The following is a 13,776-nucleotide window of genomic DNA, read 5'->3' as shown; positions in this document are numbered from 1 at the left end:
CGTTGCCGAATTGCTCAAGCAACTCGGCGGGAATGGCCGGCAGGTCTACCGGTTTGGCTTTCGGTTTGCGAGGCATACATCCTCCTTCGCAGCATCATATGCCTTGAACACGAAATTACTGACAGGCTCGTGAAAATCCACGTATTGCCTTTGCAGGAACTTCTGGCAGAACCCATGTGGGCCCAGTCAGGGCGGGCCAGCTCAGGCCCACCCTGTACGCCCGCCTTGTTTCATACTGCATGGGCCCTTCAAAACCCCTTGGACGCGAAATCCTGCGCATATTTGTACCGCTGATCCATGTTCGGAGCGGTCGCCTGCTCGTAATCCTTGTCCCATACCAGCGCCGCCTCATTGGGCGACGAGGTTGCCTTGAGATCGGTGACCGTCTGGCTATATGTAGTCCTCAGCTCATGGTCCATGAACCCGAGGTTGGCTGATAGACTACCGGGGTCGAGGCCATGCTGATTCGCATAGGCGATTTCTCCGTCTTTCCGTGTGTCGCCCCATTGCGCGAGCCCCCAGCCATGTGCATTGTCATCGGCGGAATTGTTCGATGGCGAGCCTGTTTCACCGCCCTGGTTGATGTTGCCTTGCAGGCCACTTTCCTGCTGCAGGTTCCCGAGAACCCCTGCAATTTGAGACGGGGTCAAGCCAAAGTTATCCTTGAGATTCTGTGCAATTGCCGTTGCAGGATCGCTGCTCGATACGGACGGCCCGGCGCTGGCCGCGCCGCTCGATGTGGACGGCCCGGCGCCCGCGGTGCTGCCGCCCCCGGATGGCGCAGAGGCGGAATAGGATGGAGGTAGGCTCGAAGGCGAATAGCCGGCGGGTGCTGATGTCGTATAAGCCGGCTGAGCGGAGCTCGGATACGCGGACGACGACGATCCGCCGGGCGACGCGGAGGCGACGCCGCCGGGACCGCTGGAATTATCGTTCGAGTTGGCGTTCAGCTGGCTGAGGATTTGCTTCAATTCATCGATCAGGATCTCGAGGAATTGCTCCAGTTGGCTGTTGTTGTCTGTCGAACCATACCCGACGACACCGGTCATGTAAGGGGATCCAATCCCCTGAATAGCTGTTGAAGACATGCGGATCTCCATATCGCAATGTTTCGGTTGAGGGATAGAGCCGACAGCATCACGCGTCATTGACTATAAGGTGGAACGTGCGCGGCGACGCGCAGTGTGCGAAATCGGCGGTGAATACGCGAAGCGATGCGCGCTAGTCTTTGCAACAAGAATAGGTCGGCGCGTAGGGACTCGGTCAGGAAGCAAGATGGCGGCAAAGCAAACCCACGCACGTGCAATTTGCTTGACGCTATCGATGGAGCGTCAGGCAGAAGTCGAGACGAGTACCAGCGGGGGCGGATGAGCGCAGCGCGCATAGGCGCGACGATTATGCTTGGAGCACGGCGCCACAATGAGCGAGGCCATGCCCCGGTTTTCGCAAATGCTCCGCTCACTCGTCCATCCAGGGCGAATGATCCAGCGCGCGCGACAGGATCGATTCGATCGATCGCGCATAACGATCGCGTTCGGCAGGCGTCTCCGAATGATACGCGCCGACCGCCGCCCATGTATTTCCGTATTTGATCATCATCTTGTGCAACCGCCAGGCCGCAACGTAGATGCTCGAGCACGGATTCATCAGGTCCTGTTGCGACACGCCATACCGGGCGAGCGTCGGTAAATGAACCGAATTAATCTGCATTATTCCGTAATCGGTCGATCCATTGGTGTTGCGATGAACGGCGGTGGCGTTGCCATGCGATTCTTGCCACGCGATCGCCCTGAGAATTCCCGGACTCACATGCTGGTAAATGGCGGCTGCGGTAAAGCAGTCCGAGGCGGCCGAGGCACTGGACGATCCGATGAAAAGCGGCACCCAGCAGAGTGCAAGCTTCAGCTTGCGAAATACTTGCGACATTGATCAATTCTGAGCGAGTGTTGAAGGCGAGGTGCGCGGCCACGCAAGCAGACGAAGATCCGATACTCCGGATGGCAGGCTCGGCCGCGCCGCGTATCGCCACGAGGCGTCGATGCAAATCATCTGGTAGCGCCTATCGCTCAATCGTTTGCGATGGCGCTTCCTCGAAGACGCGGCGGTAGCTGTTGATCAACGTCGATCGATGTCGAACCCCCCACTTGTTCGCGACCTCCAGCACGCGGGAAGTCGACTGCCCGTTGTCGAGGAGATCGTCGCGAATCCGCTCCATCCGCTGGCGACGGATCAGTTCGCTGGGCGAGAGACCCAGGTGATTCTTGAATGCCACCTGCATCGCGCGTTCAGTTACGCCAATTTGCGATGCTACCTCGCGTACCGACAAATCCTTCTGGTTCAGGTTGTCCATCAAATAGCGGTACGCGCGGCGATACTTGGCGGGCAGTCGTGCGCTGATATCGTCGGAGCGGACCACCTGTGTTGAATCGGTCGGTTCGACCGACATCGATTGATTGTCGGTACGAACGTGTTGGATGGAAGCGAGTGCATAGCGGCTGTAGTACTGCGAATATTCCTGGATACGCATCTGCTGCTGCATGACCTTTGCGCGGCAATACAGATAATCGAGGTACCAGCGTGCGTGCTGCGCACCTTTCGATCCGGACGCACCAGACGTTTCGAGCATCGCTTCAGCGAGTGGCCGTGCTTGGCCGGCAATCGCCGCGAGCGTGATCTCAAGGCAAAGACTGCGATGGTAGTCGGCCAGGCCGGTCTTGCGGCTCCAGTCCAGATGCGCGTTCAGTCCATCGGTGCTGTTCATGCGCCCTTCGGCAACCAGAATCAGTTGACGCAGGTGCGACAGGCGTGCTGCCAGCAGTGGCACCTCGATGCCACCGGGCTCGCCAGCATCCCCCGGCGCTTCGGAGCAGTCAAACTCGGCCAGTACCGACCGCCAGTAAATATGATCGTCGAGGCGCTCGGCGCTATGCAGGTCGCGTTGGGCGAACAGGTCACGGCGCATCGCTCCGACCAGATAGGTCCAGCGGCGATCGTCGTGCTGGGCCGCGAGTGCCGTAAGCTTCGCGAGCCGGCCGCACGCCGCGCGCACCTGGCCAAGGTGGAACGACACCAGCGTCGCGCCGACGAGGCTGTCGAGACGCTGGAGCGATGAAGCGGATTTATCCTCGCCGATCCGCTTGAAACAAATCGCCGCGACGTTGAACTGATTGCGGAAAAAGGCTTGCCAGCCGGTGTTGCGGCACGACGCGATGCGCAGACCGTCGCGATCCTGTCGGATCGCCTTCAGAGCACGGCGATAGGTTTCCTCCGCCTCTTCCTGGCGGCCGAGCGCGAGTTCGAGATCACCGTGAATCTGAAGATTTTCGTGCGACAGGAGACCTTGAGGGCCGTCGGCATCGGCAAGGAGTGCCGTCGCATGCGACGCGCCGATGATATGACCGTCGAGGATCTTCGATACGATGTTCGGATTAGTATCGCCCGATGCAAGGGCGGCGGATGCGACGAAGTAGACGGTCGAGAACATGGCATGCTCCTGGCGCAAGTATTTGTGGGAGAGGTGCGACGTGTTGCTGTTCACGCATAGTTTCATCGCCCATCGCATTCCGCTTGCTTTTGTGACGCTTTGTTACGTTCAATCGGGCCCAGCGACCCGACGGAGCAGGTCGTGCTCAAAGCCGACTATGTGTTGATTGCGTCGGTGTACGGGCCTCCATTGCAGAGATGGGCGTGGCTGAAACGCTAGGGTCCGCTTGGGCGGTGGACGAAATTCATGTGCGTGACCTTCGGAGCCGCTGGGTTTGCGGCGCAGCGTATCGTGGGTCGCCTTCTCATTTCGGACGCTTACTTCGCATTCGGCCAGAAGATGTTCGACTACGCGATTCACTATGCGAGCGGAGGCGTACAGACGAGCTTGGGACGCATGGTTCTCCCGAGCATTCGGAACTTCATAGCTATTCGTTGAGCGAAAAATGCAACCGATCAGATCCTTGTTCAGCACAACGCGACTCGTGAGGGCGGGGGCTTCTGCTCCCGCTCATGCGGCGGCCGGGGGGGATGCTCCACCAGATGTGAATGCGCCATCTGCGCCGCGAAGCGACGTGCTCACGCAGGCGTTGGCCAGCATCACACGACCAAAGTGTGGTGCTGTGGGCGCGATCGGCAGCGCGCCAGCAACGCCGGGACGGCGTCTCGCTGATTTGCCTGGCCCGAAAATTGGCATGGGGCGGACGATGGTCAATGCGGCCGCGATGGCGCTTCATATCAGCAGACGCATGCTGCAGCCGATCGTGCACCTCACTTCGACGCGGAACGGGCGGACCAAGATCAATTTTGGGAACAGGACGTTCTTCTCTGGAACGATCGAGCTGGACGGAGGCGGGTCGGGGGAGAAGCGGAGCATCAAGGTGATTGCCGAGCGCAGTTTCCTGCCAGGAGATCCGCACATGTCGCGCCAGGCATTCTTTCCACTCGACAGAAATCTGAGGCCGGATAGGCCAATCCAGCTCTACAAAAAAAGAACGGCATGTGGGGCATTATGCACATGCCTCCATCCGGGGATCCGACGAAAGACTGGCTGCCAGCGACCGCGTTCGAAAATATTGCGAAGGATGGCTTCAGAGCAGGCTTCCACTCTATTGTGAATCGCGAATTCTGCGTAGCTCCGATGATGGAACATGCAAAGTTTGCCAAACACAGCCAGCCCGTGATGTTCGAGTACGTTCGCGGCGCGACACCAGACCGCGATCGATATCGTGCGGTCGATGTCGAACTCAACTGGGTCATGCCTGTGTCGCTGCCAGTCGACATGGCAGACGCGGACCCGATGATGGCGCAAAATTCGCTACGTGTCGGCATGGCCAGCGGCGGGGCCGCGAACGATGCCGCCATCAACGCGTTTCGTGCGGGGGCGTCGGTCGAAAACGCGATCGCGCTTGCGAAGGAACTGACGTATGACGCGGGTATCGTTGAGGACGATAAGGCGGAAGTCACCGCTTACACGGTGGCTGGCGCGAGCGCGGGTATCCTGCATCGTGCTGGGTTGTCGACGGAGGTCGCAACAGAGACTGCCGGGTGCGTCGTCGAGATGGCGCGAGCGATCGCGGCAGAGCACACCGATGAGGAAAGTATGACGGGGGAAGTGCGCCGCCGGCCGACGCCGGAATTGATGTCGCCAGACGCCAGCGTGGTTCGCCAGTTTCATGCACTCAGACGGACTTATCAGGACGCCACGACCCGCTTTGCGGACATGAAGGAGCGGCTTCTCGCCATGGATCGCGGTGCCTTCGGCCCGGATATTAGCGGGATCACGGGCGCAGCTCGTCAATTGTTCGTCGACAAGGGCTATAAGCAAAATCAACTCGCTACACTCGCGGACAATATTGCCCAGAGGCACATGGTGGAACTGAGCAAGGCCGTTGAAGCGGCTGAGGTGGGCTTTCAGCGGGCTGAACAGAGCGTAGCGGTGACTGAACTCGAAGTCCAGAAACTGGTAGCCGCGGAAACCAGCAGGCGACATTCGGCTGTCGTCAAGGCCGAGATGAATCTGGCCAGCAATAGGTCGCGACCGGCGCTAGCGGCATTTGGTATAGCATCGACAGCATTGACGAATGCGGAGAATGACAAGAAGGTCGCCGCGTTAGGGGCGCGGAAGCAGCGCCTCGCCGCAGGCGTGCGTGCGCTTGTCGCCGCCAACAAGGCCGCGCCCGAAGAGTGGAACATCGCACAGATCGCGGCGCGCGCGGCATGCGAGACGTTCCGCAAACCCGGCGACGAAGAGCGTTCCAGGTTGGCGGCCGCAACGGCGCACATTGCGCTGCTTGGTGGGGCGTCCGAGAGCGATGCGATGGTGGCTGCCCATCTGTTTGCCACGAATTACGACAATTTTCTTCCGGTGGAGGACGAGGATTTGCACGCGACGCAGGTCGTCTATGCACAGGTCGCTAGTTCCTCCGGCAGTTACCCGGCAGACCCGCTGAAGCAACGAACGCAAATGCTTGCCGCAGCGGCCGCGATCGATACGCTGGCGCGCCCGGACGTGAATCACAAGGCGGTCGCCCAGTTGTTTGGAAAATTTGTGGTCGGCGCCAAATCGCCCGCCGCGGCACCCAAGCTACGTGCCGCGGTGTTCGTCAGCGGTGAGACGCCAGCGAAAGAATTGGAAAAGCCGCCGAAGCTGAGTGTCATTCCAGAGAATTACGCGCCAGTCGTGTCACCATACGATGGCAACAGGGCGGTTCCCGTTAGAGGTTGGGAGCATGCGGGACTGCGACAAATCGAGATTCCTGGGGTCGAAGGTGAGAAGGAGACGAAGAACATCTATCTGATCGAAACCAAAGCGCACGAGGGGCTTGGCACTGTATGGACGGAGTTTGACTGGGCCGGCAACGTGAACCTTGGGTATGGCGAAATAACGGTCAGGCCACGCGATGCTAAACCCGGAGACACCGCTGGTCACCGCAAGGTACTCGTACCCTACAACGGGTTCTCGCAGCAATGGGAGACGTTCGAGCAACGCGCCCGTGACATCAGGGAAAAGGCCGAGGCCGTCATGGCGGAGAACGATCACTTGATCGAGTCGCGCGACAACAACTGGGGCCTCACCCGCGTTCCGTACCATGGCAAGAAAAGCCGTTACCTCGACAATGTTCTTCCACAATTTCAGGAAAAAATGCAACAGGAAATCATGCTGGTCGCGCGCGGGCGCCGCACGCTCCCGGCATTCAAGGCCGCTATGGCGGACGCGATCATTTCCCTGTCCGATAAGCTAGAAGGCGATCGTAACCGCAAGAAGGCCATTCTTCGCTATCAGGTTGATACGATCGTTCGCGGGATTGCGACTGTGGCGGGTGTGGCTATTCCTGTTGGACGAGTGGGCATTGCGGCCACGGCGCTTCATCACTGAAATGCATGGTTCGCAAGGTTTGGGTGGCTTTTCGGTGGAAAATTAGGTTATCTATATGTATACGAAAATCGATCAATCGCCGGTCTTTCAGTGGCTTTCGTCACCGCTGCAGATATTTGAAACGGACCGCTTCCAGGTGGTGGCGTTATCGGGTTCCAGCGCGCGGAGCCTGTTGGCCGCTCTTCTTCAGGATGAGGCCTTGGCTTCGCGAGTCGACTGGATGGAGGACAAGTCGACAGACGGGGCGTTGCGGGAGGCGTTTGGCATTGAACTGCAGTGCAACGCGGGTCAAACCAGGGTATGGAGCATTGTAGACCGAGCCAAGCGTATGCAAATTGGCGCGGTGATGGCAAAACATTCCATCGAAGGGCTCGACGTCGATGTGCTGGTTGCGTCGCGTTTTTGGGATCAAGGTGTGTCCGGCGAAGTCGCTGCTCCGGTCATGGAGTGGCTCGAAAAGGAGGCGAATCTCGCGCTGCAATAGTCTCAGCAAGAGCCCCTTTGTACGCGGTGACAGGCCGCCGACGGGGGCATCATTTAAATACGAGCAATGGCATCAAAATGGATAGAGGGAAATTAGTTGATTATCTGCTTGCCAGATAACAAATTTCATCGCGAAGTCGTCAATTCCGTCCCGGCGTCTCTTCTACGAATGCATGAAGTGTTCGGAAGGCGTTAGCGAATGCAGTTGCTTGTTCATGCTCCGATGCTCACAGGTTTCATGTTCGTAAAGCTGGCTTCCGTGCAACCCGCGGGCGGACTCAGGGCCCAGTATTTTTTGCTTGTCACCCTTATGGAACATCTTGACGACTGTATAGGCGGAGCCTTGAATGATGCCAAGAACTCGGCCAGTCGACTCAATGCAAGATGTTCCTCCGCAAATCATCCGGGGACTCGAACTCCTTGACAAGGATCAGGGCATTTGACGAAGCTGGCTCACCCAGCCTGCTCGGCAGGTAGGATTTCCCCTTTCTTCCACTGCGAGAAGTCGTGTCATGGATTATGTCGATGCGTTGATCTAAGCTGTCCGGAATTCGTCGTTGTGGGTCGGACCGGTCCGGAATTGGCTCAATTCAGATACGGAGTGACGTCGGGACGACGGCCGTGAAGCGAGTGGCGTCATTCCTTCGAGGCGGCTGTCAGGTTGTCTCGACGTCGAGGTTGTGGTGCTGGGCGCGACTTCATGTCGGCTTGTCGACGTTCGGAGATTCAATAGAAGTGGCGGGTGCGTGTCGAGCCCTTACAGGGTTCGTTATTTTATTTGTATATATTACGAAATAAAAAATGCTTGGTTCACCCCGATTTCGCGAGCCTCTGGGCTGCCGTTTCGATAGAACATCGTTTGCGTCTATGTATCCGGACTGGTTATGCAGTACGAGACTGCTGGCCACTATGGAGTCCGCGCTCACCTAACCCAAAAGAGAGGTCAGTCACGATGTACTGCTTTTTTAGCAAGATTTCCAACATGTCCATTACCAGTCCAGTGTCATCAGCTATTCAGGGCTTGCAAAACAGGACCGTAGTGCTCGGAGTTGCTTAGGCGACTGTGGATCTTCGACAAACGATTGACAGGCTTGTTGCCCGGTCAACACCGTATTGATCGTGATCCGTCATTGCGGTACGCGGCCGTCCCGATGTGCCTTTACGAAATCGCTCAGCGTCAGCACGTTGTTCTGCGCTCTCCACGATGACGGGGCAAACTGGCGATAAATGCTCGACAGTACGGAGGGATCGTTGAGTCCCGCGAGATAGCTGGCCTCGTGTGGGTTGAACCCGTTCCTCAACAACGTGAGCGCATATCGGTAGCTATCCAAATTGTCGTCAGAATCGTCCGTGGGCCTGGGGAACAGTTGTTCTACCAAGTCCAGTGTGTCACCTTCCAACTGGCGGATGCGTTCCCGCATCGGAGCCCGCTGCTGGACTGGCAGCAAGTATGTCTGTGCTCTCGCAGCCCAAAGTGGTGTCCTTTTAGAGGCCGTCTCTGCGTCGTATGGGTCGTGCGTGCGGTACAAATGATCGTATTCCGGTACCTGATGATTCTGATACAGCGGAGCGGCGCTCTCGACTAATTCTTGAAATTTTTCCAGGTAATCCGTGTTTCGAAACCAGTCAATTTTGAGATGAGTGAGTACATCGGCGCGATGGGCATCGGGCAGCTGGAGCGACTCGTGCCACCGGCGTGCAGCGGACCGACTGCGAGCAGGCCCGCGAGGAATCTGGTCGAATTGTCGGGCCAACTGGCCGAGCAGCGTGTGTTTCTTGCTTTCCGGTAGGTCTGGAATGGTATCCAGTAGATGGTCGCAGATTGCCTGTCTCCGATTCAATGCAATGGCGTGCAACTTTTCGGCGAGATGGACCAGTGACTGTCCGCGGGCAATGTGCCGCAGCGCCTGGCTGATGTGCGCCAGCGTAAATGCCTCGCAAGGGTCGAGAAATTCTCCAATCCTAGCCAGCATATCGTACGGCAAATTCGGACGCATTGGCTCAATCGCGGACGATTCCGCGACGGGCGACACCGGTGCCGCAATACGGGGTGCCGGCAAATCCGCCTGATGCGAGGGAGGCGATTCGCGGCGCGGGTGAGGCCGTGTGCGCCCCCGGTGCGGCTGCCAAGGCAGAGAGTTGTGGGTGCGCAAACCGGCTCCGGTGCGGGACTGCCTGCACTTGCGGCTGTTCATCCGCGGAGGCTGCGCAAGAACGATATCGTGCGCGGCAGCGGCTTCGCTTACCCCTTTGCTGCAAAGTTTCCCATTGTCGACTCCCTAAATGCGTTGAGGTTACCGTGGCCAATCACTCAATACCTCGACCGGGCGAGGCAGTGTCTCGCTTGGCGAAGCAGTCGTAAGACGGGCTATGCATGTCCATTCGTCGGGAGCGCGTTCGCATCCCAAGATGATTTTTCGCATTAGCGCAGGAGTCGACGCGAAATAGAAGACACACTACCTCTCACTGCCGAAAGGCAGATATTGCTGTAATCCCTTCGACGTAAAGGCGTTCTGGACGCGGGTTCGATTCCCGCCACCTCCACCATATGGTGTTTCGGCGAGCCGCCATATGGTGGGGGTGACCTGGTTTCGACAGGGCGAGATAGCGAAGAAGGCAGCAGGAGAGGTGACCGACCTAATCGGCACGAATCGGTAAATGCAAACGATCGCACTTACGCCCTGACGGGTACTTAATCCGTCTCGAGTTGCCGCCCCTCCGCGCAAGCGGTGCTTAGGAACAGAAAGGGCGGCCCCTTCGTCGTGCAGTGAAATCGGACGCTTTAAATGGCAGCGTCGCCGGATCAGCGTAACCGGCGCTTCTCTCGGACTGACGCCAGGCGTCGGGCACCCGCAGACCTGGCCGACGCGCCCCGCTCTATCGATTACCCGACAAACCCACCCGATCAATTGGGATCGACCATCGGCTTTCTAGGGCAAGACATCCATGTCCAGTTCGTCTGGCGGCGCGGTGAAATCTATAGATTACTCGCCCTGGGGTTTTTCCCGATAACTTGCTCTGTATCTACCGGAATTCGAACTAGCTTCGACCGCTTTATATTTTGATGATAATCCAGCAAAATCTGCGGAAGATTGGAAAGATCTGACTCGAGCGAATCCGCGGACCAACCGCATGCCCGAGCGACTGATACATAATCAATTTGTGTGAGTGCACTGTGGCGGCGACTCACTGGTACATTCGGCAAAATAAACGGAAGTCCTTGTTCCACAATTCCCAAATTCCCATTATCGAAAAGTAGCAAAAGCAAGCCAAGAGTAGCCGCTTCCGCGAGGGCGCCGGCATACAGTCGAAAACACCCGTCGCCCGATAGACAAACGACGTCGCATTGAGGATTGGCAAGCTTCGCACCAATCGCGAGACCAAACGCTCCTCCCATCGCAGAGCCACGGTAAAGCGAAAAAAAATTTGCATGGGGATTGGGGCGTTGCGTGACGTACTGACGATCTTTATACGCCAAACATATATCATCGAAACCAATTGTGCCAGGACGCCAATATTTATCAAGCAGAGTAAAGAGTTTTGCTAGATCGACGTACCCAGGACGCGGCAAAGGAAGTACGCGATTGTTGAGTGACGAAGGAGCAGGAGGAACAGGCTTCGTAAGTGGCGGATCGAGAACTAGGGCGTTGTGTAGAGCGGACATCGCTCGATCCAATGACGAAATGCAATGCGTATATGCGTACCGTGACCGATGTCGATAGTTGCCGTCTTGCTGAGAATATCCTCGATCCGAATCGGTAAGGTAGAATGTATGGCCAGCTGGAAATTCTTTTAGATTTAGAGTATATTCATCAGGACTCGCTCCAATCACCAATAATATATCATCTTTACTGATTGAGGCCCAGTGAGCTTGAGCTAGATCATTGCCACCAAAGCCGAGATACCCGTATCCCTGTGGGTTGCTACGTTCGATGCTGTTCGCACCGTTGATGGTCCAAACAACCGCCGCCCTTAGTGTGCGACTGATCGTCGTAATCGCGGAAGCCGCTCCCTGCACATGTCTTAGTTCTTCACCAATTAATAGTGTGACCCGGCGGCCAACGCACGCCTGCCGGAATCCATCAACGAACGCATCCAACTTCGATGGATTGTCGCACTCAGCAATACCATTTATCCAGTTTTGGCTAATGACGCAGCGAATTTTAGCGCGCATGGTATCGGGCTCCAAAACCAGCACAACCGGTTCACGCTGCCGTAATCGGCATGCCGCCTCGTTCAATCGAGCGACTAGTGTGGCCGTATCGTCGAGAATAAAGACTCCGTCTGGCATTTCGGCGCTCAGCTGCGCCGCAATGTTGCTCCCATGCTCGGTTGTATCTTGCAAAGGGGCCAGCGTGTGATGGCGGGTAGGAGATACGGGGACTAGAAAGATGGCCGGAATATGATGTAGCTTGGCATCGCTCAAACCACACATCAGCAATTTGGTGGCAGCCCCTGTAGTGGCGATGCAGGCCGCCAACTGATTCCCACCGAGATAGGCTCCTAGAGGCACGAAACCAGCAATATATTCTTGAACGGAAAAGAACCGCGGCGGCGCGGCGTCAATCTCGTCCATAGCAGCGAGATGCTGCAAGAAGTGGATGACGCCGCCCCCGGTGACCCCAGAACAAAGCTTCACATCGTGGTGACGCAGAAAATCTAGCACCAAATGGTTTCCCGTGTAACCCTCCGGCTCAGATACTCGTGACGACGATTCTTCAAGTTGGCGGAATTCGTAGTTCATAAGATCCCCAGGAAACGCCACTCTTTTAACAAGGGCAGATAGTTTTTAATATCATTCCGATAAAAATGAAAATCGCGTAACTTTCATAATGGATAAAATGACGTCAAGCGTCCTCCCAGTTGTAATAAGTTGCGGCCTGCCCGTGGAAAACCCCATTGCTATCGATCAAGTTCCAAACAGTGACATCGCTAATCCAGAATCGCCGTCCCGACGACGAAATTCGCAATCCTCGATATCCCTTCGCGAATCCGTAGAGACGCACCGATTCCAAGAGCCTTTCTCGCTCGCTTCGGTTCGGATGTTCCGCTGATAAACGTGATGGTAACGAGGTCATGCGATCCCAGTCACTTTCAAAGCAATGTTGGGCCGTCCGGTTGGCGTAAATAAACTTCGGGTCGGCATCGGAGTTATGGACAAGGACACAAAAAGGCGCGTCTTCGTAAAGCCAGCGCACAGCGTCGACTCGAGCGATGCTGCTATCGACCAGTGGTTCTCCGACAAATCTATAGTAATTGTCTGACAATAGATTGTAAAAATGGCCGTCGAGGCGGAGGGAGGCAACCATCGCGTCAGCATCCTTTGTCAAATTCTTACCGGAACCATATATATGCGTTTCAAGCGCATTACATATGTCGAGAAATTCGCTTAAATATCAGTCAAACAAAGTATTGGTGCGCAGCAGTCAGGCCAAACCGATGGCGTTAGCGTATCGTGCTATAGCCATCGTGACAAGAAATTGACAAGCGGCCGGATTGCAGTCTGCGGGTCGCGGTGGCATCGATACTGGTACACCGAGCGCGATATGGCCCCCAGGCGGCAGGCACGCCGCTCTGCTACTCCATCGGCGGACTTTAGATAATCCACGACGTGCCGCCTCGGCGAGGACTTCACCACTTTATTATCAATACGTCGATCAGAATCGCCTTGTCCAACGTCAGCTCCGCGACCACCTTCTTCAGTTGGGCATCCTCGTCTTGAAGCTGCTTGAGCTGGACAGGACAAATCCGTACCCTGACAAAACGTTCGAGAAGACGGGGCACGCCTACGTGAAGAGAAGTCCGGACAAGGTCAGTTCTCGATCGGACACTCCGTCGACTGACACCACAAAGCGGGCGCATGCACCTGCAATCACGGCTACACCGACAAGGCTGAAAAGCGCCTGATGTTCGCCCAGGACATGACGCAGGGCTCGATCACCGGCGAGCCCCGCGAGAACCAATCAGGTCAAGGCGGCGATGCCTTCGGAGCCGATGAAACAACCAACCAGAAGAATCAGCGCCCCGGAAAAGTACGGCGCGTTGCGGGCGAATTCACCGAAGTCGCTCGTAAGCGGTCTTTCAACCATGTCTTGCGTGCTGACGTGAATCAGATTGCTGCGTCGACCTCGCACTTGTTCAGCGTCCAGGGCAGCAACGCCTCGTAGGCGTCGACGCTACGCGCAAGAGGCGATGCCTTGAACAAAGCGATCAAATAGCGGTAGGCGTCGACTTGATTGGCGTGACCCTGCCTCGTTTTCACGTACAGCATGTCATGCAGCAGCGCGTACGGTTTCGTATTCGACCGAATGCAGCAGTAATCCGGGCCCGGGTTTGCGTTGCCAGTACGCACGGCGTAATGCTTGGCAGACCAGATCCGCGTTGATTCGCTCCGACATCGACCAGCCGACGATACGCCGGCTTGCCAGATC

General features: G+C 56.8%; 9 protein-coding genes, 1 other RNA gene and 2 pseudogenes. 4 read left to right on the top strand and 8 right to left on the bottom strand.

What is annotated here, in order from left to right; all coding sequences use genetic code 11:
- Window positions 1-248: 248 nt before the first annotated feature.
- The 3 genes from G3O00_RS32215 to G3O00_RS32205 form a co-directional block, all read right to left on the bottom strand.
- A complete protein-coding gene (locus tag G3O00_RS32215; protein ID WP_241025432.1) occupies window positions 249-1,049 on the bottom strand; it encodes a phage tail tip lysozyme in 801 nt (266 codons plus the stop codon).
- 409 nt (window positions 1,050-1,458) lie between these two features.
- Window positions 1,459-1,926 carry a lytic transglycosylase domain-containing protein gene (locus G3O00_RS32210; RefSeq protein WP_206145403.1) on the bottom strand — a complete coding sequence of 156 codons (468 nt, stop codon included), beginning with the start codon at window positions 1,924-1,926 and terminating at the stop codon, window positions 1,459-1,461.
- 133 nt (window positions 1,927-2,059) lie between these two features.
- Window positions 2,060-3,484 carry a helix-turn-helix transcriptional regulator gene (locus G3O00_RS32205; RefSeq protein WP_206145402.1) on the bottom strand — a complete coding sequence of 475 codons (1,425 nt, stop codon included), beginning with the start codon at window positions 3,482-3,484 and terminating at the stop codon, window positions 2,060-2,062.
- 999 nt (window positions 3,485-4,483) lie between these two features.
- Here G3O00_RS32205 and G3O00_RS32200 point away from each other — a divergent pair.
- Together G3O00_RS32200 and G3O00_RS32195 are read left to right on the top strand one after the other, a co-directional pair.
- Window positions 4,484-6,862, top strand: a complete 2,379-nt coding sequence (locus tag G3O00_RS32200; protein ID WP_206145401.1) for a hypothetical protein — start codon at window positions 4,484-4,486, stop codon at window positions 6,860-6,862.
- A gap of 55 nt (window positions 6,863-6,917) precedes the next feature.
- On the top strand, window positions 6,918-7,346 hold the full coding sequence (locus G3O00_RS32195; protein WP_206145400.1) for a GNAT family N-acetyltransferase: 429 nt from the start codon (window positions 6,918-6,920) through the stop codon (window positions 7,344-7,346).
- 1,126 nt (window positions 7,347-8,472) lie between these two features.
- On the opposite strand, the gene G3O00_RS32190 is transcribed toward G3O00_RS32195, so the two are convergent.
- Complete coding sequence (locus G3O00_RS32190) at window positions 8,473-9,342, bottom strand: hypothetical protein (protein ID WP_206145399.1); 870 nt, start codon at window positions 9,340-9,342, stop codon at window positions 8,473-8,475.
- Window positions 9,343-9,794: 452 nt separating this feature from the next.
- On the opposite strand from G3O00_RS32190, the gene ssrA reads away from it, so the two are divergent.
- Window positions 9,795-10,050: a transfer-messenger RNA gene (gene ssrA, locus G3O00_RS32185) on the top strand.
- 272 nt (window positions 10,051-10,322) lie between these two features.
- Here the strand turns inward: ssrA and G3O00_RS32180 are convergent.
- From G3O00_RS32180 to G3O00_RS32170, 3 genes and pseudogenes are all read right to left on the bottom strand, one after another.
- The gene (locus G3O00_RS32180; RefSeq protein WP_206145398.1) at window positions 10,323-12,089 is read right to left on the bottom strand and encodes a thiamine pyrophosphate-dependent enzyme; all 1,767 of its coding nucleotides are present in this window, start codon (window positions 12,087-12,089) and stop codon (window positions 10,323-10,325) included.
- Window positions 12,090-12,192: 103 nt separating this feature from the next.
- Complete coding sequence (locus G3O00_RS32175) at window positions 12,193-12,654, bottom strand: MEKHLA domain-containing protein (protein ID WP_206145397.1); 462 nt, start codon at window positions 12,652-12,654, stop codon at window positions 12,193-12,195.
- A 182-nt stretch (window positions 12,655-12,836) separates the two neighbouring features.
- A pseudogene (locus tag G3O00_RS32170) lies at window positions 12,837-13,075 on the bottom strand (IS3 family transposase); the annotation flags it as partial.
- 176 nt (window positions 13,076-13,251) lie between these two features.
- Here G3O00_RS32170 and G3O00_RS32165 point away from each other — a divergent pair.
- The gene (locus tag G3O00_RS32165) at window positions 13,252-13,512 is read left to right on the top strand and encodes a hypothetical protein (protein ID WP_206145396.1); all 261 of its coding nucleotides are present in this window, start codon (window positions 13,252-13,254) and stop codon (window positions 13,510-13,512) included.
- Window positions 13,513-13,650: 138 nt separating this feature from the next.
- On the opposite strand, the pseudogene G3O00_RS32160 reads toward G3O00_RS32165, so the two are convergent.
- Window positions 13,651-13,776 (bottom strand): annotated as a pseudogene (locus G3O00_RS32160) (IS3 family transposase); the annotation flags it as partial.

Source organism: Burkholderia sp. Ac-20384 (assembly GCF_017104605.1).
GTDB classification, from domain to species: domain Bacteria; phylum Pseudomonadota; class Gammaproteobacteria; order Burkholderiales; family Burkholderiaceae; genus Burkholderia; species Burkholderia lata.
Note: the sequence above shows the minus strand (reverse complement) of the source record. Positions and strands in the feature narration are given on the sequence as shown.